The sequence below is a fragment of the Allosphingosinicella sp. genome (genome assembly GCF_036387615.1).
Lineage (GTDB): Bacteria > Pseudomonadota > Alphaproteobacteria > Sphingomonadales > Sphingomonadaceae > Allosphingosinicella.
The window spans coordinates 25,051-51,737 of the sequence record NZ_DASVTH010000043.1; the positions used below are offsets into that span (position 1 = coordinate 25,051).

The 26,687-nt window shown below is 66.6% G+C and carries 24 protein-coding genes and 1 tRNA gene; 16 read left to right on the forward strand and 9 right to left on the reverse strand.

The genetic code is table 11. The features are described 5' to 3' along the window. The first annotated feature begins 10 nt into the window (after positions 1 to 10). The gene (locus VF631_RS09755; protein WP_431850106.1) at positions 11 to 661 is read left to right on the forward strand and encodes a redoxin domain-containing protein; all 651 of its coding nucleotides are present in this window, start codon (positions 11 to 13) and stop codon (positions 659 to 661) included. Here the strand turns inward: VF631_RS09755 and VF631_RS09760 are convergent. From VF631_RS09760 to VF631_RS09770, 3 genes are all read right to left on the reverse strand, one after another. Then, positions 642 to 2,267 carry a hypothetical protein gene (locus tag VF631_RS09760; protein ID WP_431850107.1) on the reverse strand — a complete coding sequence of 542 codons (1,626 nt, stop codon included), beginning with the start codon at positions 2,265 to 2,267 and terminating at the stop codon, positions 642 to 644. The genes VF631_RS09755 and VF631_RS09760 overlap by 20 nt on opposite strands. A 101-nt stretch (positions 2,268 to 2,368) precedes the next feature. Continuing rightward, complete coding sequence (locus VF631_RS09765) at positions 2,369 to 4,012, reverse strand: amidohydrolase (RefSeq protein WP_431850108.1); 1,644 nt, start codon at positions 4,010 to 4,012, stop codon at positions 2,369 to 2,371. Next, positions 4,009 to 4,875: an NAD(P)-dependent oxidoreductase gene (locus VF631_RS09770; RefSeq protein ID WP_431850109.1), complete on the reverse strand. Its 867-nt coding sequence runs from the start codon at positions 4,873 to 4,875 to the stop codon at positions 4,009 to 4,011. Before VF631_RS09770 ends, VF631_RS09765 begins: the two co-directional genes overlap by 4 nt. Before the next feature lie 55 nt (positions 4,876 to 4,930). Here VF631_RS09770 and VF631_RS09775 point away from each other — a divergent pair, with 55 nt between their 5' ends. From VF631_RS09775 to VF631_RS09785, 3 genes are all read left to right on the forward strand, one after another. Beyond that, positions 4,931 to 6,160 (forward strand): threonine ammonia-lyase, encoded by a 1,230-nt coding sequence (locus VF631_RS09775; protein WP_431850110.1) that lies wholly within the window; start codon positions 4,931 to 4,933, stop codon positions 6,158 to 6,160. A 148-nt stretch (positions 6,161 to 6,308) separates the two neighbouring features. Then, positions 6,309 to 7,070, forward strand: coding sequence for an arginyltransferase (locus tag VF631_RS09780; RefSeq protein ID WP_431850111.1), 762 nt, complete (start codon positions 6,309 to 6,311; stop codon positions 7,068 to 7,070). Between the two features lie 221 nt (positions 7,071 to 7,291). Further along, on the forward strand, positions 7,292 to 7,978 hold the full coding sequence (locus VF631_RS09785) for a hypothetical protein (RefSeq protein ID WP_431850112.1): 687 nt from the start codon (positions 7,292 to 7,294) through the stop codon (positions 7,976 to 7,978). A gap of 159 nt (positions 7,979 to 8,137) precedes the next feature. Here VF631_RS09785 and VF631_RS09790 read toward each other — a convergent pair whose 3' ends face one another. The 3 genes from VF631_RS09790 to VF631_RS09800 form a co-directional block, all read right to left on the reverse strand. After that, entirely contained in the window at positions 8,138 to 8,926 is a 789-nt protein-coding gene (locus VF631_RS09790) for a class II aldolase/adducin family protein (RefSeq protein WP_431850129.1), read from the reverse strand. 99 nt (positions 8,927 to 9,025) lie between these two features. After that, the gene (gene maiA, locus VF631_RS09795) at positions 9,026 to 9,667 is read right to left on the reverse strand and encodes a maleylacetoacetate isomerase (RefSeq protein WP_431850113.1); all 642 of its coding nucleotides are present in this window, start codon (positions 9,665 to 9,667) and stop codon (positions 9,026 to 9,028) included. Between the two features lie 21 nt (positions 9,668 to 9,688). Then, positions 9,689 to 9,764, reverse strand: a tRNA-Thr gene (locus tag VF631_RS09800). A gap of 135 nt (positions 9,765 to 9,899) precedes the next feature. Here VF631_RS09800 and VF631_RS09805 point away from each other — a divergent pair. Next, entirely contained in the window at positions 9,900 to 11,222 is a 1,323-nt protein-coding gene (locus tag VF631_RS09805; RefSeq protein ID WP_431850114.1) for a PAS domain-containing protein, read from the forward strand. Between the two features lie 338 nt (positions 11,223 to 11,560). On the opposite strand, the gene VF631_RS09810 is transcribed toward VF631_RS09805, so the two are convergent. Together VF631_RS09810 and VF631_RS09815 are read right to left on the reverse strand one after the other, a co-directional pair. Next, the gene (locus VF631_RS09810; RefSeq protein ID WP_431850130.1) at positions 11,561 to 13,156 is read right to left on the reverse strand and encodes an ATP-binding protein; all 1,596 of its coding nucleotides are present in this window, start codon (positions 13,154 to 13,156) and stop codon (positions 11,561 to 11,563) included. A gap of 211 nt (positions 13,157 to 13,367) precedes the next feature. Continuing rightward, positions 13,368 to 14,762, reverse strand: coding sequence for a M23 family metallopeptidase (locus tag VF631_RS09815; RefSeq protein WP_431850115.1), 1,395 nt, complete (start codon positions 14,760 to 14,762; stop codon positions 13,368 to 13,370). Between the two features lie 283 nt (positions 14,763 to 15,045). Here VF631_RS09815 and VF631_RS09820 point away from each other — a divergent pair, with 283 nt between their 5' ends. The 5 genes from VF631_RS09820 (at position 15,046) to VF631_RS09840 (ending at position 19,415) form a co-directional block, all read left to right on the forward strand. Beyond that, positions 15,046 to 17,562, forward strand: coding sequence for a helicase-related protein (locus tag VF631_RS09820; RefSeq protein ID WP_431850116.1), 2,517 nt, complete (start codon positions 15,046 to 15,048; stop codon positions 17,560 to 17,562). After that, positions 17,555 to 17,854 (forward strand): RNA-binding S4 domain-containing protein, encoded by a 300-nt coding sequence (locus VF631_RS09825; RefSeq protein ID WP_431850117.1) that lies wholly within the window; start codon positions 17,555 to 17,557, stop codon positions 17,852 to 17,854. Before VF631_RS09820 ends, VF631_RS09825 begins: the two co-directional genes overlap by 8 nt. A gap of 27 nt (positions 17,855 to 17,881) precedes the next feature. Beyond that, positions 17,882 to 18,220 (forward strand): ferredoxin FdxA, encoded by a 339-nt coding sequence (gene fdxA / locus VF631_RS09830; RefSeq protein ID WP_431850118.1) that lies wholly within the window; start codon positions 17,882 to 17,884, stop codon positions 18,218 to 18,220. A 34-nt stretch (positions 18,221 to 18,254) separates the two neighbouring features. Next, positions 18,255 to 18,668 (forward strand): DoxX family protein, encoded by a 414-nt coding sequence (locus VF631_RS09835; RefSeq protein ID WP_431850119.1) that lies wholly within the window; start codon positions 18,255 to 18,257, stop codon positions 18,666 to 18,668. Between the two features lie 213 nt (positions 18,669 to 18,881). Next, positions 18,882 to 19,415: a CarD family transcriptional regulator gene (locus VF631_RS09840; protein ID WP_431850120.1), complete on the forward strand. Its 534-nt coding sequence runs from the start codon at positions 18,882 to 18,884 to the stop codon at positions 19,413 to 19,415. A gap of 68 nt (positions 19,416 to 19,483) precedes the next feature. Here the strand turns inward: VF631_RS09840 and VF631_RS09845 are convergent, their stop codons facing one another. Then, on the reverse strand, positions 19,484 to 20,860 hold the full coding sequence (locus VF631_RS09845; RefSeq protein WP_431850121.1) for a peptide MFS transporter: 1,377 nt from the start codon (positions 20,858 to 20,860) through the stop codon (positions 19,484 to 19,486). Between the two features lie 144 nt (positions 20,861 to 21,004). Here VF631_RS09845 and VF631_RS09850 point away from each other — a divergent pair, with 144 nt between their 5' ends. From VF631_RS09850 to VF631_RS09875, 6 genes are all read left to right on the forward strand, one after another. Further along, positions 21,005 to 21,736 carry a head GIN domain-containing protein gene (locus VF631_RS09850; protein WP_431850122.1) on the forward strand — a complete coding sequence of 244 codons (732 nt, stop codon included), beginning with the start codon at positions 21,005 to 21,007 and terminating at the stop codon, positions 21,734 to 21,736. A gap of 43 nt (positions 21,737 to 21,779) precedes the next feature. Continuing rightward, complete coding sequence (locus tag VF631_RS09855; RefSeq protein ID WP_431850123.1) at positions 21,780 to 22,472, forward strand: GIN domain-containing protein; 693 nt, start codon at positions 21,780 to 21,782, stop codon at positions 22,470 to 22,472. A gap of 127 nt (positions 22,473 to 22,599) precedes the next feature. Continuing rightward, on the forward strand, positions 22,600 to 23,982 hold the full coding sequence (locus VF631_RS09860) for a glycosyl transferase family protein (protein WP_431850124.1): 1,383 nt from the start codon (positions 22,600 to 22,602) through the stop codon (positions 23,980 to 23,982). 359 nt (positions 23,983 to 24,341) lie between these two features. Then, positions 24,342 to 25,022, forward strand: coding sequence for a hypothetical protein (locus tag VF631_RS09865; protein WP_431850125.1), 681 nt, complete (start codon positions 24,342 to 24,344; stop codon positions 25,020 to 25,022). A gap of 61 nt (positions 25,023 to 25,083) precedes the next feature. Beyond that, positions 25,084 to 25,998 carry a sulfite exporter TauE/SafE family protein gene (locus tag VF631_RS09870; protein ID WP_431850126.1) on the forward strand — a complete coding sequence of 305 codons (915 nt, stop codon included), beginning with the start codon at positions 25,084 to 25,086 and terminating at the stop codon, positions 25,996 to 25,998. Next, positions 25,995 to 26,687, forward strand: a 693-nt coding sequence (locus tag VF631_RS09875) for a TIGR02186 family protein (RefSeq protein WP_431850127.1), incomplete at its 3' end; no start/stop codon positions are given. The genes VF631_RS09870 and VF631_RS09875, both read left to right, overlap by 4 nt.

Here is a 26,687-nt window from a genome sequence, read left to right on the forward strand (position 1 = left end):
GGAGAGAAACATGCGTCGAGCCTATTACCTCATGTCCGCGATCGCCCTGGGCGGAGCGTCGGCCACCGCGCTCGTTGTGACCGCGATGGCCCCTAGCGTCGCTTCGGCGGCGGCCCCCGTCGTCGGCCAGCCCGCGCCCAACTTCCGCCTTTCCGACATGAACGGCCGGGCGGTCACCTTGTCCGATTACCGGGGCAAGACGGTCGTGCTCGAGTGGCACAATCCCGGCTGCCCGTTCGTGCAGAAGCATTATGGATCGGGCAACATGCAAAAGGCGCAGGCCGCGGCGGCGCAACAGGGGGTCGTCTGGCTCAGCATCAACTCGGGCGCGCCGGGCAAGCAGGGCCATATGGACGCGGCCGCCGCCAAGGCGATGGTCGGCAAGGTCGGCGCGAAGCCGACCGCCTATCTGCTCGATCACAAGGGCGTGGTCGGCAAGGCCTATGACGCCAAGACCACGCCGCACATGTACGTGATCAACCCCAAGGGCACGCTCGTCTATGCGGGCGGGATCGACGACAAGCCGACGGCGAATCCGGCCGACGTCGCGGGGGCACGCAATCACGTGCTGGCTGCGCTTGGCGAGATCAAGGCCGGCAAGGCGGTCTCGGTTGCGACCAGCCGCCCTTATGGCTGCTCGGTCAAATATTCCGACAGCTGAGCGGGCCGGGGCCGCGTCGCATCCAAAGCTGGGCCTCGCCTGCTCCGGCATCGAGGCGTACCCGATCGTATCGGCTTGTCGCGAGAGCACGGACGGACGCCTCGAAGCGGACCGCGCGGGCGTCCGTCAGCGTGCTCGGGCGGGACAGGACCAGGAAGGTGGGCAAACAGCGGCGCAGCGCGTCCAGCATGGCCGGCGCCTCGTTCCGTAGCGCATGATCGGAGTCTATCCCGTGCGTCAGGGTGGGGTATGGGAGCGCGTTCCTGACGCCGCTCATCGGGTAGAGCGCGAACATGCTGTCCCAAACGGCGAGCCGGTCCTCCGGCCTCGCCCGCGCCCGAAGCTCGGCAAGGATCGCGCGCTGCGACGGGGGCACGGCCGCTTCCACACCGGGGGCTCGCGATGATATCCGCCACCAGCTCATCCTGCCCGCGTTGGCCGCATTGACGCACAGCGCCACCGCGAAGAGCGACAGCACGGCCTGGCCCGGGCGATAGCCGCCGCGATCTCGAACCAGGCTGATCAGCATCGCGGAAGCCGCCGCCCCGCTCAGCGCGAACGGCAGGAAGTAATGGCCGTAATTGCGTCCGGTGCCGAGCGCCCCTGCCAGGTCAGCCAGCGCCCAGAGGGCGAACAGCCCGCAAAGCTGCTGAGCCTCCAACCCGGGCAACAGCAAGCCGCTGTCGGACTTCGGCTTTCCTTTCGCGGCTTGCAGCAGCCCGAACGCACCCGCCACAGCCGCACAGGCCGCCAGCGCCAAGGGCATGGCGATCGCGATGAGCACGTAGAACTGATCGGTGAGCGCGTGACCGCTCCCGGGGAGATGCCCACCGGCATAATGGATCGGATGGAGGAGGCTGCCGTCGATCAGCGCTTTCAGGTCACTCAGCCAGGCGCCGAGCCCAAGCAGGATTGCAAGGCAGAGTCCGAAGCCGGCGAGGCACCAGCTAAGCGCCGCGGCAGCTTGCGACCTCCGGCCCGGAACGAGCAGCAGCGAAAGCAAGAGGCCAATCTGCGCCAGCAAGGGGGCAAGGCCGGGCAGCTTGGCGAAAGCCGCGAGGCAGGCCGCGGCGCCGGCGCCCGCGAGCAGCGCCGGCTGGTGTTCATCGAGCGCCCGGACGAACAGGAACTTAGACAAGGCGGCGAGCGGGAGCACGTAAAGCTCGCTGTAGTTTCCGCCCTCCGCGATCGCGTCATAGCCGACCAGCACCGTGTAGAAGAGCAGGGCAGCCGCGGTCGCGGGCGGCCAGGAGCGAGCGCGGTGCAGCGTCGACCAGAGCAGCCAACCCGCCCCCGCAAGCGCGGCCGTCTCGAACAGTGCGAGCCACGCGCGCTGGTCGCCGAGCCGATCCGCGGCGGCATTGACGAGGAAGATGATCGGCGGCTTCAAGTCCCAGACATCGACGTAGAGCCGAGCGCCCTCGTTCATCCGCTGCCCGAAATACATGAACAGGGCTGCGTCGCCGAGGCTGGGCCATACGGCCACCAGGACCCGGAACGCCGCTATTGCGCCGAAGCAGAGCGCCGCGAGGACGAGCCACCACGATCTCGGCCAGTCGTGCGCAACCCGGAGGTGCGCGGCCCTCGCGCTCGCCAGATCGTGCAAAAGAGTCCTCCATCCGCTTCGAGATGGAACTTTGTCTCACGAGAAGCCCGGTCAGGTGAAGCGTCGCGGTCGCCTCGCGTGTCGCGAAACGGGACCGCCGGTCAGCGGCGCTGCCAGACCTTGCGGCCGGCCAGATAGGTCTCCAGCACCTGCGTCTCGCGAAGCTGCTGCGGCGTCGCGGCGAAGATGTCGCGGTCGACGAAGATGAAGTCGGCGTAGGCGCCGCGATCGAGCGTGCCGAGTCGATCCTCGGCGAACGACGCATAGGCAGCGCCGCGGGTGAAGCCATCCAGCGCCTGCGTCAGGCTAAGCTTCTGCTCCGGGATCCAGCCGCCGGCCGGTTGCCCTTGCGTGTCTTCACGCGTGATCGCGACGGCGAGGCCGGCAAATGGGTTGGGCGATTCCACCGGGAAATCGGAGCCGAAGGCGAGCGGAACGCCATTGGCGATCATGCTCCGCCAGGCGTAAGCGCCGCCCAGCCGCGCCATTCCCATGCGCGCCTCGGCCATCCGCCAGTCGGAGCTCTGGTGAACCGGCTGCATCGAGGCGATGATGCCGTTGCGGGCGAAGCGCGGGAGATCGGCCGTGTCGACGATCTGGGCATGCTCGACGCGCCAGCGGCGGTCGCCCTTGTAAGTCCCGGCGAGTTCCTCGATCGCTTCGAGCAGCTGCGCATTCGCGGCGTCCCCGATTGCGTGGACTGCGACCTGGAATCCGTCCATCGCGGCCCGGCTCATCAGATTCCTGAGCGTGGCGTCCGTAAGGAAGCCAAGTCCCTTTTCTCCCGCCGCATCCTTGTACGGCTGCTTGAGCCAGGCGCCGCGCGAGCCGAGCGCGCCATCCGAGTAGAGCTTGACGCCGACCATGCGCAATTTGCTGTCGTACAGCCATGGCGTCGGCTGGGTGCCCGCGACGGCAATCAGTGTATCGACGCCGCCGGCATAAGAGAGAATCCGGACCTTGAGCTGGCCGGCATCGGCCGCCCGGCGGATCACCATCCAGTCCTCACTGCTGGTGCCCATGTCCGCGGCAGCGGTGATGCCGTTAGAAAGCAGGATCTCCTGGGATTGCTGGAAGGCGCGGTCGCGGACCACGGGCAGCGGCGCGGGCACGGCCTTTTCGACGAGCTGGGAGGCGGCGTCCACGAACACGCCGCTCGGCTGCCGGCCCGCCATCTCGATACGCCCGCCGGCCGGAGACTTGCTGGCCGAAGTGACGCCCGCTTCCTTCATGGCCGCGCTGTTCGCCCAGCCGGCATGCCCGTCGACCCGCTCGAGCCAGACCGGGCGATCGGCCACCACCTTGTCGATGTCGGCCGCCGTCGGGAACCGGCCGAGCCGCCACGTCTCCTGGTTCCAGCCGCGCCCAATGATCCAGCGCGGACTCGGATTGGCCGCGGCGTAAGCAGCGATCTTGGCCTGCGCCTCCGCGAGGCTGCGAGTGTCGCTGAGATCGAGCTGGATGGCGTTGAAGCCGAGGCCCATGACATGGCCGTGGCTGTCAATCAGGCCCGGGATGAGGGTTCGCCCGCGTCCGTCGATCCGGAACTGGGTACGCTCGGCGCGCCGTTCGCCGCGCCCATAGAGCTGGCGTACCCGGCCGTCGTCCCCGATCACCATCGCGCCGAAGCGGACCAGCTTGCCCTGCCGGTCGATCGTGTAGCCGTTGACGTTGTCGACAAGCGTATCGGCCAAAGCCGCGGAGCAGAAGAACAGCGCCGCAAGCGCGGCAAGCAGCACCCTCATCGAACCAGCCTTCGGATCAGCGACGACGTATCCTGACGCGCGCCGCCCATCGCCTGCACTTCGGCGTAGAATTGATCCACCAACGCCGTCATCGGAAGGCTGGCGCCGTTGGCCCGCGCTTCCTCCAGTGTCAGGCCGAGATCCTTGCGCATCCAATCGACGGCGAAGCCGAAGTCGAACTGCCCTTCCGCCATCGTTTTCCAGCGGTTGTTCATCTGCCAGCTCTGAGCAGCGCCGCCCGAGACCGCCTCCAGCACCTTGTCGGTATCGAGGCCTGCGGCCTTGGCGAAGTGCAGCGCCTCGGAGAGCCCCTGCAGCACCCCCGCGATGGCGATCTGGTTCACCATCTTGGTCAGCTGGCCGCTGCCTTCCGCGCCGACATGAACGATCCGGGCAGCGTAGGCGGCCATGATCGGCTCGGCCACGGCCATGGCTTGCGCGGTGCCGCCGCACATGATCGACAGCTTGCCATTCTCCGCCCCCGCCTGGCCGCCCGAGACGGGAGCGTCGAGCGCAGCAATGCCCTGCTTGCCTCCGACCTGCGCCAAGTGCCGCGCAAGCCGGGCCGAGACCGTGGTATGATCGATGAAGATCGCGCCCGCCTTCATGTTGCGAAAGGCGCCATCGGGCCCGAGCGTCACCGCCTCCACGTCGCGATCGTTGCCGACGCAGCTGATCACCGCGTCCGCACCGCCGGCCGCCGCGGCTGGAGTGCCGGCATAGGCGCCGCCATGGGCCTTTGCCCATTCGCGCGCTTTGTCGGTCGTTCGATTGTAGACGACGACGCTGTGGCCGGCTTCGGTCAGATGCCTGGCCATGGGTGAGCCCATCACGCCGAGCCCGATGAACGCGATACGTGCCATGGCCGGCGGCATAGGGCTTGTTTGCCCGGGGCGCCAGATGGGTTTAGGTGCCCCGATGGCCGACGCTGACCCGCTTCCCGTCACGCTGGAGGATATTCGCGCGGCCGCCGGCCGCATCCGCGGCGCCGTGGTGCGTACGCCGACCCTGCACAGCCGGACCTTGTCCGACGTGACCGGCGCGACCGTGTTCGTGAAGTTCGAGAACCTGCAGTTCACCGCGGCCTACAAGGAGCGGGGCGCGCTCAACAAGCTGCTGCTGATGGACGAAGCCCGCCGCGCGCGGGGCGTGATCGCCGCCTCGGCGGGCAATCACGCGCAGGCGGTCGCCTATCACGGCCGGCGCCTGGGCGTGCCCGTCACCATCGTGATGCCGAAGCCGACACCGACGATCAAGGTGATGCAGACGGAAGGGCACGGCGCCACGGTTGTGCTTCATGGCGAGCTGTTCGACGAAGCTTATGCCAGGGCCAAGGAGTTGGAGGCGGAGCAGGGCCTGACCTTCGTGCACCCGTTCGACGATGCGGAAACCATCGCCGGCCAGGGCACGGTCGCGCTCGAACTGCTGGAGGATGCGCCGGAGATCGACGCCCTCGTCGTCCCGATCGGCGGCGGAGGGCTGATCGCCGGCATGGGCATCGCCGCCAAGGCGCTCCGGCCGGACATCGAGGTAATCGGCGCCCAGGCCGAGCTCTACCCGTCCATGTACTGCCATGTGACAGGCGAGGAGCGCCCCTCCTCCGGCGACACGATCGCCGAGGGCATCGCGGTCAAGAAGCCGGGCGCGCTCACCGCGTCGATCATCCGCCGGGTGGTGGACGAGATCCTGCTCGTCCCGGAGCGCGACATCGAAACAGCGGTCAGTCTGTTCCTCCAGATCGAGAAGACGGTTGCGGAAGGAGCGGGCGCGGCGGCTCTGGCGGCTCTCCTGACCCATCCCGAGCGACTCAAGGGGCGCAAGGTGGGCCTGGTGCTGACCGGGGGCAATATCGACACGCGCCTGCTCGCCACCGTCTTGCTTCGCGACCTCGCCCGTTCCGGCCGGATGGCGCGGCTTCGGATCCAGCTCCAGGACCGCCCCGGGGCGCTGTTCTCGGTCGTTCGCCTGTTTGAGAAACATCAGATCAACATCATCGAAGTCTATCACCAGCGCATCTTCACGACGCTGCCGGCCAAGGGCCTGTTCACCGACTTCGACTGCGAGGCCCGGGATGCGGCGCATCTCCAGCGGCTCGTCGGCGATCTGAAGGCGAGCGGCTTCGACGTGCATCCCGTCGAAGTGGATTAGTCCGGGCGAGCGTTAAGCCGGCGGCTGGCTCACGTCCCGGGCTGGAACGTGTCGCCGTGTCCGCGCGGTCTGCCGAGTCCGCCCCTTCCTTTCACCCGTCCGAAGTCTCATAAAGAGCCCTTCCGCAGCTGCCCAACCCGGAGTCCCGGTGAGCGCACCATTTCGCTTTCCCCGCTTCTTTGTGACCACGCCCTCGGCTTGCCCCTACATTCCGGGCAAGACCGAGCGGAAAGTGTTCACCGAATTGAACGGCCAGCACGCGAACGAGCTCAACGACGCGCTCGGCCGGATCGGCTTCCGCCGCAGCCAGGGCGTCGCCTACCGGCCGAGCTGCCTCGATTGCTCGGCCTGCGTCTCGGTCCGGGTGGTCGCGAGCGAGTTTCAGCCGAGCGCCACCCAGCGCAAGATGATGCGCAGACACGCCGATCTCGAAGTCACCGCCTGCAAGCCCTGGACCACCGGCGAGCAATATGAGCTGCTCCGCCGCTACCTGAAGCAACGCCATCCGGGCGGCGGCATGGTCGACATGGACGAAGGCGACTTTGCCGACATGGTCGAGCAAAGCCCGGTCAAGACCTATGTCGTCGAATATCGCGAGCCTTCGCTTGACGGGCGGCCGGGCCGCCTGGTCGGAGCCTGCCTGACCGACCAGCAGGCGGACGGCCTGTCGATGATCTACAGCTTCTTCGAGCCCGATCATCCCGACCGGCCGGGCCTCGGCACCTACATCATCCTCGACCACATCATCCGCGCCGGCCGGGCCGGCCTGCCCTATGTCTATCTCGGCTATTGGGTCGAGCATTCCCGCCGGATGGCCTACAAGGCCAAGTTCCGCCCGCTCGAACGGCTGGGGCCGGACGGCTGGCGCAAGTTCGAGCCCGACCAGAAGGAACTGCCGCTGACGCGGTGAAGGTGGAGAGCGGCCGAAGAATTTTGCCGAGTAGGGGCTCCGCTGCGACGGCGAGCAAGTTCAGATGGCTGCTTTCATCGCAGACATGATCAAGATGTCGACTTTCTTGGCGCCGCGCCGGGAACGGAAGCAAAATATCTATTTGACTGAGCAGTCGAAAAGGAGCCCACTTGCCCGAGTCGGGGAGCAAGACTTTGCGACTTTCTTAGAGGGGACATCCATTGACGGCGCCCAACTTACGCGTGCTCGTGCTTGGCCTGGCGTTCGCCATGGCTTCCAGTAGTGCGCTAGCGCAGCAGTGGAAGCCAGGCCAAGTCGTGCTTGGGTCCCCTATTCAGGGTGACTTCCAGTGGCTTCGGTGTCAGGTGCTCGGCGGCCCAAACGAAGCTGACTATTACGAGCTCAAATGTGTTGATTCCAACCTCGACACGAACGGCAACAAACGTCGATACGAGACCGGCACCGTTCGAGCGCCCGGTAAGTGGATCAAGGCCGATGACCCGTCCTTCAAGCCGGACATGCAGTTCGCTGCCGTGCGGGCCGCTCCCGCTCGACCCAACCCGCCGCGTGCGCCTGCGGCAGCAGGCGGCGCCCGCAGTGGCACGCTGCCCGACGGCCGGTACACCTGTCAGATATGGATCGGCTCAATGCTCTCCACGCTGGGGTTCGTCGACATCAAAGGCCGGAGCTACCGGGGCCCGTCCCATACGCCGGGCGGACCGTTCAAGCCGTTGGCGACCGATGCCTCAGGCCGCGTTCTGTGGAATCCGAACTTCAGCTCTCTGGCCGCTGCGGGAGCAACGATCACGGGGACCCGCATTACCGGTTCCGCGGCAAAACCCTCCTTCAACGTTGATTACACCACGCGGAGCGGATTCAAAGAAAGCCTGACTTGTTCCCGGGTTTGATCGACCCGTTGCCAAGTGAGTCCTTGTCCGTCGAATCTCGCCTTCGGGTGGAAGCGGACCTTAGCTGATGGCGCTGACCTGTTCATGAAGCGACCCTTGCCAGGTCATCGTCCAAGCATAGTCCACTCACCACGCACGTCCGCACTGGCACATTCGGAACTAAGTCGCGAAGCTGGGGTCGAGCCGGTAGGCCTTGCGCAGCAGGGCGGGCCAGGCGAGGGCGCCGGCGGCCATCTTGAGGCCCATCTTGCCCTGCTCGGCGGTGACTTCGGGGGCGCCTTGCGGTGGGCTGTTGAGGCCCTCATGGCCGATCGACAAGGCCAGGATCTGGGCCTGGCATGCGCGTTCCAGGAAGTAGATCTTGAGGAACGCCTCGCCGACCGTCTCGCCGACCGCGAGCGTTCCGTGGTTGCGCAGCAGCATGCTGCCCTTGTCGCCAAGATCGGCGACGATGCGCTCGCGCTCGTCGAGATCGACCGCGACCCCCTCATAATCGTGATAGGCGACGTCGTCGCGGACCAGCATCGCAGTCTGGGTCAGCGGCAGCAGGCCCTCGGCGTGGGCGGAGACGGCCTGGCCGTGCGGTGTGTGGAGGTGGATCACGGCGTGCGCGTCCGCCCGCGCCATGTGAATCGCGGAGTGGATCGTGAAGCCCGCGGCGTTGGTGTTGAACGGCGTTTCGCCGACCGGCCGGCCGTCCATGCCGACCTTGACCAGGCTCGACGCGGTCACTTCCTCGAACATGAGGTTGTACGGATTGAGCAGGAAATGGTGCTCGGGGCCGGGGATGCGCGCGGACAGGTGGGTGAAGACGAGATCGTCCCAACCGAAATAGGCGACCAGGCGATAGGCGGCGGCGAGATCGACGCGGATCTTCCACTCCTCCTCGCTGACCTGGCCCTGGAGGCTCGGGATCTCGACGCTGCTCAGCGCCACCGGCGCACCCATGATCGCGCTGCGCTGCCGCGCCGCCGTCGTGCCCTCGACCTGCCTGTCCATCACAGTCGCCATTCGCGCCTCCTGCATTTTGGCGCTGCTTTAGCGCGTTCAGGCGGGCGGAGCGACTCTGTCCGGATGCGCGGCGGCGAACGCCTCGAGCGCCGTCGCCTCGGCATCGAGGCGCACCAGCAGCGGGAAGGAGTCGAGCGGCACGTGAAAACGCCGGGCATTGTACATCTGCGGCACGAGGCAGATGTCGGCCAGGGTCGGAGAGTCGCCGAACAGGAAGCGGCCGGCGCGCGGCGCCGCGAGCGCCTCCAGCGCAGCGAAGCCCTCGCTAATCCAGCGCGCGATCCAGCCGTTCTTCGTCTCCTCGGTGAGGCCGAGATCGCCGGTGAGGTGCTTGAGGACGCGCAGGTTGTTGAGCGGGTGGATGTCGCACGCGATGGTAAGCGCCAGCGCGACGACATGCGCCCGGTCGGCAGCGTCGCCGGGCACGAGCGGCGGCTCGGGCCGGGTCGCGTCGAGATAATGAATGATGGCGAGGCTCTGCGTGATCCGGCGTCCGCCATCGTCGAGCATGGGCACGAACCCCTGCGGGTTGACCGCGCGATAGTCCGGCTTTTTCTGCGCGCCGGCCGCCAGGTCGACCGGGATGGAGCGGTACTCGACGCCCTTCAGATTGAGCGCGATCCGCACCCGATACGAGGCGGAGGAGCGGTAATGGTCGAACAGGATGGGGCTGGTCATGCGCGAACCCCGGGGGCCAAGTGGTGCCGCTTACAGGACTCGAACCTGTGACCCCATCATTACGAATGATGTGCTCTACCAGCTGAGCTAAAGCGGCTGACCGGTGTAAGGCGCGGCCCATATCAGCGGGCCCTGGCGAAGACAAGCGCCGGCCTGGTTTACGCTTCCTCAACCATGTCCGGGGCATGAGGTCGACAGAGATATCAGCCGACCTGCCTTTCGAGGACATGCAATGGACAGTTACCGGGCGTTCGACGATGCAAGCGACCTCGCTTATGAGGACGAGCCGGCAAACGAAGCGCCGCCGGAGATCGGCGTGGATGAGCGGCGGATGCATGTCCGCGCCTACAATTATTGGGTCTCCCTGCTGGACGGACGGGCCTACCCGTCGATCCGCAACCTCGATCCGCACAATATCGAGGATTTCGGCCCGCACAGCGTGCTGCTCGATTTCACAGCGGGCAGCGAAGACCCCGCCATTGTGTTCGTCGGGCGCTCGCTCCGCACCGAATGCCGGCTGGCCGAGGACATCCGCCACATCAGCGACGTGCCAAGCCGTTCGCTGCTGTCGCGGCTGACCGACCATTATCTCCAGATCATCGCCAATTGCGCGCCGATCGGCTTTGAAGCCGAGTTCGTCGGCCAGCGCGGCGTCAATACCATGTATCGCGGGATCCTGATGCCCTTCTCATCGGACGGCGACAAGATCGACTTCATCTATGGCGTGATCAATTGGAAGGAAGTCGCCGATGGCGCGACCGTCGCCGGGATCGCTTCGGAAGCGAGCAGAGCAAGTCCTTCCCACTCGTCGGCCGAGGCCTGCCCGGTATGGGCCGACGGTCCCAACAGCGCGCCGCTCGAGGGCGCCGTATACGATGCAAGCTCCGCTCTCGTCGATGACGGGCTTGAGCTCGGTATCGGCTATGACGAAGCAGAGAGTGCCGGGCAGAGCAGATTGCCCCTCGACCCGGAGGCGGGCCTTGCCGACCGCCTGTGCGCCGCCCGCGAGACGGCCGAGATCGTCAAGAGCGCCGATGCGCGCAGCCGCTCGGCTTTGTACCGCGCGCTCGGCCAGGCGTATGATTTCGCCCTCGCTGCCGAGCAGGCGCCGGAGGATTATGCCGAGATCCTGGAGGATGCCGGCCTGAAGGGGCAGGCGCGTGCGCCGATGACGCCCGTCGTCAAGCTGATCTTCGGGGTCGATTACGACAAGACCCGCCTGACGGAATTCGCGGCGGCGCTCTCCTATGGCCAGCGCGAGGCGGTCGGCCAAGGCGAGCTGCCGCGCCTGCTCGAGCGGTTCAGCGGCGGCCTCAAGGGCGTCGTCCAGGCCGAGCGTAAAGCAAGGCGGCCCCAGGCCAAGCCGCAATCACCGGATGGCCGCGACGCGCTTCGCACGGCCGAGCCGCTGGCCTATCTGGACCTCGATGTCCCCGGGGACGGCGAATTCGTCGTCCTCGTCGCTCGCCGCAACCAATATGGGGCGCTTTCGGTGATTGCGCCGGTCACCGATCAGGCGGTGGTGGACCGGGCCGTGCGAAAGGCCGCTGCCTAGCTCGTCTGCGGATCTTCGACCTCGCCGTTCCTGGGTCGGGCCAACTTGGGCTTGTCGCGCCACAGATCGTGTGCACCGCGCTTAACGCGAGCCCGGATTGGCTTTGCCTGATCCGCCGCCGCGGTGTCGTTCCCGATGCAAGGCGCCGCAGGTTCGGCCGAGCGCGAACCCACTTTCCAGTCCCAAAGTCCTGCTGTGGCTTGTCGTTCTTCGCGTTTAGCCAAGCTGTCGTTCGACCTGAGCAGGCGACGATACCTCATCGGAGCGAATCGGGCCGTCCTTGACGGCGTTGGAATCGCGGTGCTGGCAGGCTTTTCCTGCCAGCTCCCGCCCGATGCTTACCGCCCCTGGGCGCGCCAGCGCTTGACCACGCGGGCAACCATCGCCTCTTCTTCGCCCGTCTGCTTCCACAGCTCGGAGAAGAGCGGATCGGACGAGGCCGGCCGGCGGCTGTGCTCGAGTTCGTCGAAGGCGACGCGGATCGGAATCGACACGCCCTCGCCGCAGACGATGCATTCGCGATTGCGCAGCGCCGGGATCACATCAAGGAAGCCGCGCGCGCCTTCCGGCATCGCCGCCTTCACGAAATGCTGGTCGCGCTCATTGTTGAGGCGCATCGCGATGATGGTGCCGCACTGGGAGAGCACGCCCTCGGCCAGATCGGACGGACGCTGCGTGATGAGGCCCAGCGACACGCCGTATTTACGGCCTTCCTTGGCGATCCGCTCCAGGATCTTGCGCACGGCCTGGCCGGACGAGGTCTTGTCGGACGGCACGTATCGGTGCGCTTCCTCGCAGACCAGCAGCACCGGGCGCTGCAGCTCGTTACGCGACCAGATCGCATAGTCGAACACCAGGCGGGACAGCACTGCGACCACCACCGAGGTGATGTCGGAGGGAACCCCGGACACGTCCACGATCGAGATCGGCTTGCCCTTTGCCGGCAGCCGGAAAATCTTGGAGATGAAACCGGTCATGGTGTCGGCGACGAGCATGCCGGAGAACATGAAGCTGTAGCGCGGATCGGCCTTCAGCTCGTCGAGCTTGGTCTTGAGCCGCATATAAGGCGCCGTGTCGGTCGCTTTGTTGAGCAGCCCCATCTCGTTCTGGATGGAGTTGCTGAGATCGCTCAGCGTGTACGGGATGGGCGAGTCGACCGTGAGCTTGCTCAGCCCCTCCGCAGCGCGATTCTTGGAGCGCGCATGCAGCAGGCATTTGGCGAGAATGTCGGCGTCGGTCTGCTTGTCAGCGCCCGATGAGGTGATCATCACCTCGCAATGCTCTTCGAAGTTCATCAGCCAATAGGGCATGGCCAGATTGTCGACGTTGAACAGTTCGCCGGTGCCCTTGAACGCTGCCGAATATTCGCCGTGCGGGTCGATCATGACGATATGACCTTCGGGCGCGAGCTCGCAGATACGGTGCATGATGAGCGCGGCCGAGGTCGACTTACCTGTGCCGGTCGACCCAAGTAGCGCGAAGTGCTTGCCCAGCATGGCGTCGACATAAAGCGCGCCGCGCACGTCCTTGGTGGGATAAACGGTGCCGATCTCGATGTTGGCGCGGTCGTCGGCCGCGAACATCTGCTTCAGGTCCTCGCCCGTGACCGGGAACACCCGATTGCCTGGAATGGGATAAGAGGTGATGCCGCGCTTGAAGTTGATCAGCTTGCCGGTCTGCTCGTGCTCGTCGCCTTCGCCGAGGAAGTCGATTTCGGCGACCACCAGATCCGCGCCATCGGTGCGCAGGTTGCGGACGTTGGCGAGCAGCCAATGCTTGCCGACTTCCAGCTTGATCTGGCTCCCGACCTGGCCGGAGAGCGCAACGCTCGGGTCAGGGTTGGCTCCGAGATCACGAAGCCGTTGGCCCTCGATCTGGATTTTCGCTCCGCCGCCTGAAATCTCGGTCACGTAACCGATCGGCTCGTGCCGCATCGCGCGCTGCAAGGTGGTGGGGGCGACTTTCTGAACGGGGATGCGCTCGACCGGCTCGATCTCCTGATCTCGCTCAAATCCATGCAGGCTTACTAGATCGGTCATGATGCGGCCCTTCCCCCCTGTTGCACGCGGGTTCCGCCTTTGGTTGCTAGAGAATAAGGGTAAAGAAGCTGTTTGCGGCCTTGGCCGGGACAACTGGACGCCGAGCTTAGAAGGCGAGGTGGGCCGTGCCGTCGCCGCCCGCCGGCGTCGCGCCCGGCTGGATCGAGAGCAAGGCGCGTAACCTGGCGCGGAAGCCCGCCAACTCGGGTGCACTCAGCTGCGCACGGGTCGCGAACTGGACGGATGCGGGGTCGACCGGCACGCCGTTGACGTGAAGCTCGTAATGGAGGTGCGGCCCGGTCGAAAGACCGGACGATCCGACATAACCGATGAGCTGCCCCTGGCGGACATGGCTGCCAGGCTCGGCGATGATCCGGCTCATGTGACTGTAGCTGGTGGTCACGCCACCGGCATGGCTCAACCGGACCTGCTGGCCGTACCCGCCGGCCCAACCCGCGGCGGCCACCACTCCATCGGTGGCGGCCAGAATGGGCGTGCCATATCCCGCTGTGAAATCCAGCCCCTTGTGCATGCGGGTATAGCCGAGGATCGGGTGGCGGCGCAGGCCGAAATCGGAGGAGACAACACCCGGTACGGGCCTTTGCAGAACGCCGCGAGCCTTGCCGACGCCCGATGCCTCGAACCACTGGACGCGGCCGTCCTGCTGCCACGGCATCAGCTGAAGGCTCTTGCCCCCGCTGCGCTCCAGCCCGGCATAGAGCAGCGACCCGCTCTCGCTCTCTCCGGTTGCGGCCCGGCGGTGCTCGAGAACGATGTCGAAGCGATCATCCTCGCCGAGATCCCCGATGTCGATCTGGCTGGCGATCGCGCGAATGTAGGTTTCCACCGCCTTGGCCGGAATGCCGGCGGCCCGGGCGGCGCGGTACAGGCTGGTGCCGACCCGGCCCTGGATTCGCAGGGGCGTGCCGTCCACCGGCACGGGCGCCTGCGTCAGCATCAGCCGGCCGTCGACGCGGCGAATGCTGAGCTTCAGGTCAAGCCGGGCGCGAAAGCTGAGGGCCTCGAGTGGCCGCGGCGCGGTGAGGCTGGATCGGCTCCCAAGCCGCACGTCCATCACCGTGCCCGGCTTGATCCCTTCCGGGTCGGAGACGGCAGCCACCATCGCCGCGACACGCCCGGCTTCGGCCGAAGCAACCCCGGCGCGTTCCAGGACGCGGGTGAAACTGTCGCCGAACCCCATCATCGCGGTCAGCTCGACGCTGGGCCGGTCGGGCGCATCGAGCAGCGGCTGGACCGCGTCGGTCGGCGCCATGCGCCGCCCTGTGTCGGCGCCATAGGCCAGCGGGGAGATGGTGAGAGCCTGGAGTTCTTCCCAATGCTCCTCGGCGATGGGGGCAGGGCTGGCGCCGATCAGCGGCTCCATGCCAGGGGAGAAAGACCAGGCGGCGTAGCATAGCGCCAGGCAGGTCGCCGCACCGCGCAGCCATTCGCGTGAGCCTACGCCGACGCCCAGGTCGGTGACCAGTTGCAGGCTGCGCAACCGGGAGAGTCGGCGCGGCTTGAGCGGCAATGGCGCGAGACCAAGCGGTGCAGTCTGAGCCCTCAGGCTTACCGCTCCCCCGCCCGCCGCGCCGAATTCGCTGCCGTGATACAAGCCCAAAAGCCCCCGTTCCGCCCGTTCGCAGCCAGTCCGCTAAGGGGCCCACTGCTCGCGTCCTTGGCCTTCGACTGTGGGAGAATGAGGTTAAAGTAAAGTTAAGCGTCGAAATGCCGCCGCGAAGCAAGACGTTGCGCTAACGCGCGTAAGGTCCGATCTATGTTCCATGAGTGATTTCGCCCGGGCGCCGCTCAGCGCCATCCTGGGGCCCACCAACACAGGCAAGACGCATCTCGCGGTGGAGCGCATGGCCGCTCACTCGAGCGGGATGATCGGCTTCCCGCTCCGCCTGCTCGCCCGCGAAGTCTACGATCGAGTGATCAAGCTCAAGGGGCCCAACCAGGTCGCGCTGATCACGGGCGAGGAGAAGATCCTGCCCAAGGACGCGCGCTGGTTCCTGTGCACCGCCGAATCGATGCCGATGGAGCGCGACTTCGCGTTCGTCGCGCTCGACGAGGCGCAACTCGGCGCGGATCCGGAGCGCGGCCACGTCTTCACCGATCGCATGCTCCACGCCCGCGGGCGCGAGGAGACGATGATCCTCGGCTCCGAAGCGCTGGCGCCGATGGTGCGCGCGCTCCTGCCCAAGGCCGAGATCATCGGCCGGCCGCGCTTCTCGACGCTGAGCTATGCCGGACCCGCCAAGCTGTCCCGCCTGCCACCGCGCTCGGCGATCGTCGCCTTTTCGGCCGAGCAGGTCTACGCGGTCGCCGAAATGCTGCGCCGGATGCGCGGGGGCGCGGCGGTTGTGATGGGCGCGCTTTCCCCACGCACCCGCAACGCCCAGGTCGCCATGTATCAGGCCGGCGAGGTCGATTACCTCGTCGCCACCGACGCGATCGGCATGGGCCTCAACATGGACGTGACCCACGTCGCCTTTGCCGGCCTGTCGAAGTTCGACGGCAAGCGACGGCGGCGGCTGACCCCGGCGGAGATGGCGCAGATTGCCGGCCGGGCCGGTCGCCACCAAAAGGACGGCACGTTCGGCACCCTGACCAGCGAGGGGGAGCCGGCATCCGAATTCCGAACCGAAGAAATCGAGGCAATCGAGGAGCATCGCTTCGCACCGCTCGACCATCTGTACTGGCGGGAGGGCGACCCTGAGTTCCGCAGCCTCGATGCGCTGATCTGCTCGCTGGAACGGCGGCCGGAGAAAGCGGGCCTCCGCGCCGCGCCCGAAGCCGTCGATCTGGCGGTTCTGAAGCGACTGTCCGAGGACGCGGAGGTGCGCGCCCGTGCCAACGGCCAGGAGCGCGTGCGCCGGCTCTGGGCAGCGTGCGGCCTGCCCGACTTCAGGAAGACAGGAGCCGACCATCACGCTCGCCTAGTTGCGCGCATCTATACGCATCTGACGGAAGGCGAGGGCCGCATCCCGCAGGGCTGGTACGCCGGGGAGGTCGCCCGACTCGATAACGTCCAGGGCGACATTGATACGCTCGCCGACCGCATCGCGGGGGTGCGCACCTGGGCCTATATCGCGCACCGCGCCGACTGGCTGGCGAGCCCCGAGGAAATGGCGGAGCGCGCCCGCGCGGTGGAGGAGAAGCTGTCCGACGCCCTTCACGAGCGGCTCACTCAGCGCTTCGTCGATCGGCGCACCGCCGTGCTGATGCGCGATGTCGGCGGCAAGGGCGCATCCCAGTTTCCGGTGCTGGTCGACGATCAAGGCGAGGTCTCGGTCGGCACCTACGCGATCGGCAAGCTCACCGGCTTCCACTTCGAGGTCGATCCGACGGCGCGCCACGCCGACCGCAAGATGCTGCTCGCCACAGCCGAGCGGCGCCTGTCCGGCGAATATGAAAAGCGCGCGGCCGCGTTGGTCGCCGACAAGGACGAGAGCTTCACCCTCCGCACCGAGCCGGGCAGCCCGGTCGCGATCCTGTGGCGCGGGCACGAAGTGGCGCGGCTCGGGCCCGGCAAGAACCTGCTGTCCCCGCGCGTGCACCTCGATCGGCGAATCGAGCGCCTGTCGGAGCGGGGCAGGGAGGCGGTGATCGAGCGGCTGAAGCTCTGGGTCCGCCATGGGGTCGAGCGCACGCTTGGGCACCTGCGCGTCGCCGGCATGGCGGCGCAGGATCCGGGTGCAGCGCCCGCCGTCCGCTCGATTCTCGCCATGCTGGTCGACGAAGGCGGAATCATCGCGCGCGAGGCGGTCTTGAAGCCGCTCGCCGCGCTCGACCGGGATCAGCGCCGCGCGATCGGCAAGCTCAAGGTTCGTATCGGCGCGCTCGACCTGTTCATGCCGGACGTTCTCAAGCCCGAGGCCCGGCGTTGGCGAACCGCGCTCCGCGCCGCCGCGGCCGGCGAGACGATGCCCGCGCTGCCGCCGGAAGCCAGTGTCCTGCTGCCGACACCCCCGAACGGCGAACGGCTACTGCTCAGCCGGCTCGGCTTCCGGGCGCTCGGGCCGCAGATGCTGCGCGTCGATCTGGTCGAGCGGCTCGCTCGTCATGCCCACGAGGCTCGCACCGGCAAGCAGGCGCGCGTGGTGGACGAGGCGCTGGCGACTTCGCTCGGGCTGCAGCCGCCTGCAATTGCCAGGTTGATGAAGGAGCTCGGCTTCCGCCCCTCGACTGGCGAGGCTGGCTGGATCTGGCGTGGCCGGGCGCGCCCGAAAGAAGAGCGGCGCGCCGATCCCAGCCACGCCTTCGCCGCGCTGGCGGAACTGCGCCGCAATGGCTGACAGCCTGCGGCTCGACAAATTCCTCTGGTTCGCCCGGATCGTGAAAACCCGCTCGCTGGCGCAGACGCTCGCGGAGCAGGGCCGCCTGCGCCTCGGCGGCCGCGTCATCGACCGCGCCCATGCGTCGGTTCGCGTCGGCGACGTGCTGAGCTTTGCCGTCCACGGACAGGTGCGCGTGCTGAGGATTGAAGCCTTGCCTGTTCGCCGCGGTCCGCCGGCCGAAGCGCGCCTCCTATACACCGAGCTCAACGAGGGCGCGGCCCCGTTGACGAGCGAAGGCGGCGGGGACTAGGGCTCGGCCCATCCAGGAGAAGCCGCAATGACCTACGTCGTCACCGAAGCCTGCATCCGCTGCAAATATATGGATTGCGTGGAAGTTTGCCCGGTCGACTGCTTTTACGAAGGCGACAACATGCTGGTGATCAATCCCAGCGAGTGCATCGATTGCGGCGTGTGCGAGCCCGAATGCCCCGCCGAAGCGATCCTGCCGGACACGGAGCCTGGCCTTGAGAAATGGCTGGAACTCAACACCACCTATTCCGCCGACTGGCCCAACCTCACCCGCAAGCGCCCTTCCCCGCCCGACGCGGACGAGCACAAGGGCGAGGAAGGCAAGTTCCAGAAGTATTTCTCGCCCGAGCCCGGGCAGGGAGACTGAGTTCCACACGGCTGGTCACCGGGAGAGGACGAACATGGATCGAACCAGTGCCCTCGACAGCTGGCGGCCCCGCATCCTGAGCATCGTTCGGATCGTCTCCGGCTTGATCTTCATGGCTCATGGAACGCAAAAGCTTCTGGGCTTCCCGGGCGGAGAGCGGGCGGGATCGGGTCTGGCGTTCGACAATCCAGGCGCGTTCGCTGGAATCATCGAACTCTTCTGCGGCCTCCTCATCACCCTTGGCCTGTTCACCCGGCCCGCCGCCTTTCTCGCTTCGGGCACAATGGCGGTCGCCTACTGGATCGCGCACGCGCCGCAGAACTTCTTCCCGGTCAACAACGGCGGGGATGCGGCGATCCTCTACTGCTTCCTGTTCCTCTACTTCGTCTTCGCGGGGCCCGGCCCGTGGAGCCTGGATGCGAGCTGGAGGCGCGGCAAAGCGGCTTGAATCGGTGTCCTTTGCCATTTTCGGGCGATTGATGGCCCGGAAAGCTAGCTTTCGACGTCAATTTCTGTTACATAATCGTCATCGGAGCGGATGCCTCTCGCGTCCGCGTTGGTGATCAGCTGAGAATCGTCGCACATCGGGTGACTTGACCTGCGTCTACGGTGAGATGCGGTGTTGCGCACACAGCGGCACAATCCAACGGAAGGTGAATTCATGGCAGCGAAAGCGTTGAGCTTCGACGTTGGCGATTACGTTGTTTATCCCAAGCACGGCGTCGGCCGTGTGATCGAACTGCAAAGCACGGACATCGCCGGCATGCAGCTCGAATTGTATGTGCTGCGTTTCGAGAAGGAGCGGATGACGCTTCGGGTCCCCACCAACAAGGCCGAAAGCGTCGGCATGCGCAAACTCTCGTCCGACAAGACGCTGCGCGATGCGCTCGAGACGCTCAAAGGCAAGCCCAAGGTCAAGCGCACCATGTGGTCGCGCCGCGCCCAGGAATATGAGGCGAAGATCAATTCGGGCGATCTCATTTCGATCGCCGAAGTGACCCGCGACCTGTTCCGCGCCGACGATCAGCCCGAGCAGAGCTATTCGGAACGTCAGATCTTCGAAGCGGCGTCGAGCCGCCTCGCCCGCGAGTTGGCGGCGATGGAGGAAGTCGACGAGCCCAAGGCACTCGAGAAGATCCTCGAGATCCTGAACAAGGCCGCGGCCATCTACAACAAGGACAAGGTGCCGGCCTGAGCTTTGGGCCAGCGCTGAACCAGAAGTGGGCGGTCCCGGATGGGACCGCCCTTTCTCGTTGGGTCGCCTTACTTGGCCGGCGCAGCCTCAAAGGCCGAGGGCGTCCGATCCGGTCCCGCTGCCGGCGTGAGCAGCCTCGCGACAGGGCGGTGCGACACGATCAACAGCAGCATGCCAGTGGCGGGGAGCGCGGCAGTCAGGGCCCAGTACAAAGCGGGACCGAGCGGCTCGAAGAAGCGGGCCAGCCAGCCGAGCAAGAAATAGGAAAAGGCACTGGCGAGCTTGAACACCGCCATCATCGTCGCGTTCACCGCGGCGGGCGCGTTCCGCGACGTCAGCGAAGCGGTCGGCGCCTCGGTCCAGCCGATCGCCAGGTCAAGGATCAGATAGAAGCCTACAAACAGCAGCAGCGGAACGCTTGCCCATGTGGCGAAGTAGGCCACGAACAGATATGCGAGCGTGATGCCGGCGCAGCCGACGGCCAGCTTGGCCGTATCGCGCGGCTCGCGCCCGCGCGCCGCCAGCCGCTTCCAGATCGACGTCGCAACCACAACCCCAACGATGGTCATGAGCCCGTCGAGCGTCAGGATCCAGGTGATCGGCACCTCCCAGCCCAGCACACGACGCTCGACATTCTTGTCCGCCCACACCAGCATCAGCCCGTAAGCCTGCTGCAGCGCGGCGTATGCCAGGATGTATGGCAGCAGGACGATGACGATGCCTGCGATCGACCTCCATTCGGCGCTTGTGAGCGCCGCCCGCTCCACGCGTCTCCTGATTTGGTCCGGCGGCAGGTGCCGCCGGCCGTGTAGATAGGTGGCGAGCCCGATCAGCATGCCGATCCCGGCGGCGCCGAACCCCCAATGCCATCCGACCGTTTCCCCGAGCGTGCCGATCACCAGCGGCGAGGCGAGCGCGCCGACGTTGAGCGCGATCAGGTAGACGCCGAACGCGCGGGTCCGGCGCTCGTCATCTGGCGCGTACAGCTGGCCGACCTGCGCAGCCATGTTGCCGACCAGGCAGCCGGCCCCGAGGATCAGAAGCAACAGCGCGACCAGGAACAAGCGCTCGGACGCCATGACGAGATGGCCCGCAGACATGAGCAGCGCGCCGATGGTCACCGTGCGCGTCTTGCCCAGCACCCGATCGCCCAACCATGCTCCGGCGAGCGGCGTCACGTAGATGAAGCCGGAGTAGAGTCCGAACGTCTGAGCGGCGAACGCCAGGTCCGTCATCGGGCCGAACAGGCTGGCCAGCGTCGATCGGAACGCGGCGAGGCCAAGCACGTCCGGCGCGATCTCCGGCTTGAGCAGGTGCTGCGTCATGTACAGCATCAGCAGCGCCTGCATGCCGTAAAAGGAGAAGCGCTCCCACAACTCGGTGCCCGCGAGGGTTCCGAGACCCTTCGGGTGGCCGAAGAAACGTTCGTCTCGCTCGCTCGTCACCCCAATGCCGCCCCATGCTACGAACGGGCACTATGCGGGGCCGTTTGGGGCGGGAGCAATGGCGCATTCCCCTTCCGACTAAAATCATTTGCGCCGGCACTTCGCCTGCTGTATTGTTCCAATAACACAGCACGGGAGGACGTCGTGAAACGGACTATGGCTATCCTGCTCTCCACCCTCGCCCTGGTCGCCTGCAACATCACCGCGGACGCCCAGGAAGGCGAGAGCGGCGGCGGGCCCGTCACGCAACGCAGCTTCAACCTGACCGGGTTCGACGCGGTCGGCCTGGCCGGCTCGCCCGACCTTGTGGTCAGGGTCGGCCAACCGCACTCCGTGCGCGCGGAAGGGGACGCCGAGATGCTCGAGCGGCTCGACCTTCGTGTCGAGGACGGCAAGCTGAGGGTCGGATACAAGAAGGGCAATTGGTCGATGAACTGGGGCAGCCGACCCAAGACGACCATCTATGTGACCCTGCCGGCGCTGCGCGGCGCCTCGCTCGCCGGCTCCGGCGACATCCGGATCGATCGGGTTGAAGGCAACAGCTTCGATGCTTCGGTCGCCGGTTCGGGCGACATCGCGATCGCGCAACTCCAGGTCGGCACGCTCAACATGAAGGTTGCGGGATCGGGCAACATCAAGGCCGCGGGCGCGGCCCAGAACGCCTCCGCGTCGGTTGCCGGATCGGGCGATATCGATCTCCGCGCTGTCCAAAGCCGGATCGCCTCCGCCAAGGTTGTCGGATCGGGGGACATCCGCATTCAGGCGAGTGAGACGGCCGATGTGGCGATCGCGGGCTCGGGCGATGTCTGGGTGAGCGGCCCGGCCCGCTGCACCGTCAGCACCCGCGGCTCGGGCAACGTCCACTGCAACGCCTGAGCGTGGTTATCACCGCTTAACCTTTGGGCGGCATGATCCGGTTATGACCAGGATCATGCTCGCCTTCCTTTGCCTCCTCGCCGCCACGTCGGCCCAAGCCGCCGAGCGGCGTTTTACCGTATCCGGTTTCGAGAAGGTGCAGGTGGAGGGACCGTTCCAGGTCACCCTGGCGACCGGGAAAGGGAGCAATGCGGTCGCGACCGGAAGCCAGCAGGCGCTCGACCGTATCTCGATTCAGGTCGAGGGCCGAACCCTTCGCATCCGTCCGAACCGCTCCGCCTGGGGCTCACCGCCGAAGCCGGGGGAAGGGGGCGTGGCCATTGCGCTTTCCACACATGAGCTGACCGCGGTCACCCTGGCCGGCTCGGGCAGCCTCACCGTTGACCGGGCAAGGGCGATGCGATTCGACGCCGCGGTCTCGGGGAGCGGAAGGATCGCGATCGGCAGCGTCGAGGCGGACAAGCTCAACCTTCAGCTACTCGGCGCCGGAAGCATCTCCGTGGGCGGCAAGGCCAAGTCTCTGCGCGCGACTGTAACGGGCCAGGGCGCTCTCGACGCAGCCGGGCTCGCGGCAGACGATGCGGAGATCGCAGCCGATACGACCGGCAATATAGCGCTTGCGGTTCGCCGCGCGGCCAAGATCGCCTCCAGCGGCGCTGGCGACGTCACGGTTGGAGGCACGCCGGCTTGCACAGTCAGCGGGATCGGCTCCGGCCGCGTCAGGTGCGGAAAGTGAATGCCGCCAAATCCGCGACCGCCGGAACGTGCTGAAAGCTGAGAGCTTCTGATCCGGAAGCGGACGCGAAGGGGCTTGTCAAAAGCCGGCGGATCGGATCAACCTGCCTCTGAAAACGGGGGCAATAATGGACGGGGCGGAGCTGATCTTCGCGGTCGCCGGCTTCGTCATGCACGAGGCCATGCTGTTTGCCGCCTGCGGGTTCCTGCTGCTCGGGGCCGGGGATATCCTGGTCGACTTCATCTGGATTGGCCGCACAGCAAAGCGGGCTCTGATGCGCGGCGGCAGCGCCGCTGCTGACACGCTGCCGGTGCCCGAGCGGCCGGGCCTGCTCGCAGTGTTCGTGCCCGCCTGGGATGAAGCCAAGGTCATCGGCGGCATGCTCCGCGCCACGCTCGATCGCTTCGATCATCCCGATTACCGCGTTTATGTCGGCACCTATCCCAATGATCCGGCGACGATCGCGGCAGTCGAGGCGATCCAGGACGAACGCGTTCGGCTGGTGATTGGGCCTGTGCCGGGCCCGACCACCAAGGCGGACTGCCTGAATCGCCTGTGGGATGCCCTCATCGCCGATGAACGCGCAGAGGGACGCACAGCCAAGGCGATCGTGCTGCACGATGCGGAGGATGTGGTCCACCCGGCCGAGCTGCGCGTATTCGACCGGCTGATCGAAAGCTTCGATCTGGTCCAATTACCCGTGCTCCCGATTGTGGACCGAGGGACCACGACCGTTTCGGCCAGCTATGCCGACGAGTTTGCCGAGTCGCACGGCAAGGAGTTGGTCGTTCGGGAAGCGATCGGGGCCGGAATCCCGTCCGCGGGCGTGGGCTGCGCCTTTTCGCGCGAGGCGCTTGCGGAGGTCGCCGCCCGAAGCGGCGGCCGTCCTTTCGCCGCCGATAGCCTGACCGAAGATTATGAGCTCGGCCTCAAGCTGCACGCGCTCGGCAGGCGGGGAGCTTTCGTGCGGCTTCCGGCAACCGGGGGAGGGCGTGTCGTCGCGACCAAGGAGTACTTCCCGGGCACGATCGAGGCGGCTGTCAACCAGAAGTCCCGATGGATCGTCGGCATCGCTCTGTCGGGCTGGGACCGGCTCGGCTGGAGCGGCGGGCCGGCCGAGTGCTGGATGCGCCTTCGCGACCGCCAGTCGCTGCTGGCTGCAGTGCTGCTGTTCACCGCCTACCTGACGCTCCTGCTCTGGATGCTCCTCGAGGCCCGGCTGACACTCACGGGCGTGCCCCAGCCGCCCATCCCGGAGCAGCTCGCTCTGTTGATGCAAATCAATCTGGCCCTGCTTGTCTGGCGGCTGGCGATGCGGTTCGGGTTCGTGACGCAGGCCTACGGGTGGCGGCAGGGGCTCGCCTCCATTCCTCGGGTCATCGTCGCCAACCTGATCGCGATGTTGGCGGCCCGCAAGGCCGTTTCCAGGTATCTGCGAATTAGGCGTACGGGCGCGATGCAGTGGGACAAGACGACGCACGCATTTCCCGCCGAACTGCCGGCCGAGTGAGCCGCGGCGGTTCCCCGCTGCGCTTCCTGGGCCTGGTGCTCGGCGGGTGGCTGTGCGGGAGAGCCGTCTTCCTCGGACCCGCTTGGCTCACCGAAACAGCGGTCGCCGATCAAGCCAAGCCGCCAATTTTGACGCAGTCGACCGTCGAGCCGGTTCAGCCCGCGCCAGCCCCGTTGCCGGTTGTGGGTCAGCACCGCCGCCTTGCTCCAAGCGTAAGCGCCTTCGTGATTGCGCGTGCTCCGCAAAAACCGAGCATGATTTTGCCGCGCCACGCGTTCGCCGCACGATCGCATGGGCTTTCCCCCGTGGCAGGGGCTGAGTCGTTTGAGGTGCCGCTCTTGCCTGCGCCGATGTCGTCAATGGTGAGCCATCCACCTCTCTCCTCCCCGTCAGGCGCAGACTTCAAAGCCCCGTCGACCCTCAATCGCTGGTCGCTGTCCACCTGGGCCTTCGTCCGCCGCGGCAGTGCCGAGCAGCTTGCCGCAGCCGGTACCTTGGGCGCCAGCCAGGCTGGCGCGCGGGCGACCTACGCGCTGACGGATCGGCTGGCCCTTAGCGCACGCCTTTACTCCCCGATCAGTCGGCTGAAAGGCGCTGAGGCTGTGCTCGGAATCGAAGTGCAGCCGCTCCGGACCGTGCCGGTCAGAATTCTGGCGGAACGGCGGCAGGCGATCGGGAGGGATGGGCGGTCCGCTTTCGCGCTCCTGGCTCATGGCGGCGCGAGCGAGCAACGGGTGCTCGGGCCGGTGCGCCTGGACGCTTATGGCCAAGCGGGCGTGGTCGGGCTCCGTTCGCGACACGGCTTTGTCGACGGCGCGGCCCGCCTGGGCGTGAACTTGACTGAGGATCTCAAGCTCGGGCTGGGCGCATGGGGCGCGGCTCAGCCGGGTGCGACGCGGCTGGATCTTGGGCCGCAAGCGTCCTACCGGCTGCCAGTGCTCGGCGGACACGTGAACGCCAGCCTCGAGTGGCGGGCCCGCGTCGCCGGTGACGCTCGTCCGGGCTCCGGCCCTGCCCTGACCCTCTCGACAGATTTTTAGCGGCGCCGCCAGCCTCGCGGGATACCAAGCGCAGACCTTAACGGCTAGGTTCCGGCCTGGCATGGACATCTACCTTCCCGTCGCCGGCCTGTCGGTCAACGCCCTGGTGATCATCGGGCTAGGCGCGGTGGTCGGCCTCCTGACCGGAATGGTCGGCGTCGGCGGAGGTTTTCTGACGACCCCGATCCTCATCTTCTACGGGATCCCCCCCGCAGTCGCGGTCGCCTCGGCAACCACCCAGATCACTGGAGCGAGCGTCTCGGGCGTGATGGCGCACAGGCGGCGGCGCGGCGTCGACTATCGCATGGGCGCGGTGCTGGTGGCGGGTGGCACGCTGGGGGCGCTCGTCGGAGGCGGGCTGTTCCGGCTGCTACAGGAGAGCGGGCAGATCGATACGGTGATCGCGCTGCTCTACGTACTCCTGCTCGGCACGATCGGCAGCCTGATGGCGAAGGAAGCGGCGACCGCCCTTGACATCATCCGGCCGCGGAACGGCGGGCAGAAGCGGCGGCGTCGGCATAACCCGGTCATTGCCGTTCTGCCGATGCGTTGGCGCTTCTACGATTCCGGGCTTTACATCTCGCCGCTTGCGCCGCTTGCGCTCGGCTTCTTCTCCGGCATGCTGACGGTTCTGCTTGGGGTCGGCGGCGGCTTCATCGTCGTCCCGGCGATGATCTACCTGCTTGGCATGTCGACCTCGGTCGTGGTCGGCACCTCGCTTCTCCAAATCCTGTTCGTCACCGCCGCAACGACGCTGATCCACGCGACAACGACGAAGTCGGTCGATATTGTGCTGGCCGTGCTGCTGCTGTTTGGCAGCGTGATCGGTGCGCAATATGGCGCGCGCTTGGCGCAAAAGGCCAAGCCCGAGCTTTTGCGGATGTTCCTTGCCATTATCGTGCTCGCCGTCGCGCTTCGCATGGCGATCGGACTCGGCTGGAGACCGACCGAAATCTACACGGTTCAGACGCTGTGATCTGGACGCGCCTCCTCGCGCTGTTCCTCCTGCTTCCGATTGTGTGCGCGGCCACCGAGCCCAAGCTGGTCCCGGACGTCTCTCAGCGCGAGATCCAGATTCGTTACAGCTTCACGGGGGCGGAACTGCTGCTGTTCGGGGCGATCATCTACCCCGGGGGCCGCCTGCCTTCCGACCCTGCCGACATCGTGGTCGTGTTGAAAGGCCCGGTCGAGCCGATCGTGGTGCGCGAGAAGCAGAAGGTCGCAGGCATCTGGATGAATGTGGAAAGCGAACGCTTTCGGTCCGCTCCGTCCTTCTACGCGGTCGCCTCCTCGCGCCCGCTCCCCGAGCTGGTCAAGGAGCGCATCGCCGGGATTTACGAGCTTGGGGTCCGGAACCTGCAATTATCGCCCGGTGCCGGCGCGACTCCGGAGGAGCAACGCCGATTCGAGGCTGGGCTGATCGATCTGATGCGCCGGCGCCAGCTTTATTTCGAGAACCCGCGAGGCGTGGAAATCACCGAAGGGGTGCTTTATCGCGCCCGCCTCAACATCCCCGCGCGCGTACCGATCGGGAGTTACACAGCCGAGACTTTCCTCATCAAGAACGGCAAAGTGCTAACGGCGGCCACCCGGGACATTCGGATCGAAAAGCTCGGGTTCGAGCGTTTCGTCGCCAGGGCCGCGGAACGCTGGTCGTTCACCTAC

Bases quoted from the DNA above. Each gene is read 5' to 3' on its own strand.
- fdxA (WP_431850118.1), top strand. From the start codon at position 17,882: ATGACCTACGTCGTCACCGAAGCCTGCATCCGCTGCAAATATATGGAT.
- VF631_RS09805 (WP_431850114.1), top strand. From the start codon at position 9,900: ATGGACAGTTACCGGGCGTTCGACGATGCAAGCGACCTCGCTTATGAG.
- VF631_RS09870 (WP_431850126.1), top strand. From the start codon at position 25,084: ATGGACATCTACCTTCCCGTCGCCGGCCTGTCGGTCAACGCCCTGGTG.
- VF631_RS09840 (WP_431850120.1), top strand. From the start codon at position 18,882: ATGGCAGCGAAAGCGTTGAGCTTCGACGTTGGCGATTACGTTGTTTAT.
- VF631_RS09765 (WP_431850108.1), bottom strand. From the start codon at position 4,012: ATGAGGGTGCTGCTTGCCGCGCTTGCGGCGCTGTTCTTCTGCTCCGCG.
- VF631_RS09865 (WP_431850125.1), top strand. From the start codon at position 24,342: ATGGTGAGCCATCCACCTCTCTCCTCCCCGTCAGGCGCAGACTTCAAA.
- VF631_RS09825 (WP_431850117.1), top strand. From the start codon at position 17,555: ATGGCTGACAGCCTGCGGCTCGACAAATTCCTCTGGTTCGCCCGGATC.
- VF631_RS09775 (WP_431850110.1), top strand. From the start codon at position 4,931: ATGGCCGACGCTGACCCGCTTCCCGTCACGCTGGAGGATATTCGCGCG.
- VF631_RS09820 (WP_431850116.1), top strand. From the start codon at position 15,046: ATGAGTGATTTCGCCCGGGCGCCGCTCAGCGCCATCCTGGGGCCCACC.
- VF631_RS09755 (WP_431850106.1), top strand. From the start codon at position 11: ATGCGTCGAGCCTATTACCTCATGTCCGCGATCGCCCTGGGCGGAGCG.
- VF631_RS09860 (WP_431850124.1), top strand. From the start codon at position 22,600: ATGGACGGGGCGGAGCTGATCTTCGCGGTCGCCGGCTTCGTCATGCAC.
- VF631_RS09855 (WP_431850123.1), top strand. From the start codon at position 21,780: ATGACCAGGATCATGCTCGCCTTCCTTTGCCTCCTCGCCGCCACGTCG.
- VF631_RS09835 (WP_431850119.1), top strand. From the start codon at position 18,255: ATGGATCGAACCAGTGCCCTCGACAGCTGGCGGCCCCGCATCCTGAGC.
- VF631_RS09790 (WP_431850129.1), bottom strand. From the start codon at position 8,926: ATGGGTGCGCCGGTGGCGCTGAGCAGCGTCGAGATCCCGAGCCTCCAG.
- VF631_RS09810 (WP_431850130.1), bottom strand. From the start codon at position 13,156: ATGCGGCACGAGCCGATCGGTTACGTGACCGAGATTTCAGGCGGCGGA.
- VF631_RS09770 (WP_431850109.1), bottom strand. From the start codon at position 4,875: ATGGCACGTATCGCGTTCATCGGGCTCGGCGTGATGGGCTCACCCATG.
- maiA (WP_431850113.1), bottom strand. From the start codon at position 9,667: ATGACCAGCCCCATCCTGTTCGACCATTACCGCTCCTCCGCCTCGTAT.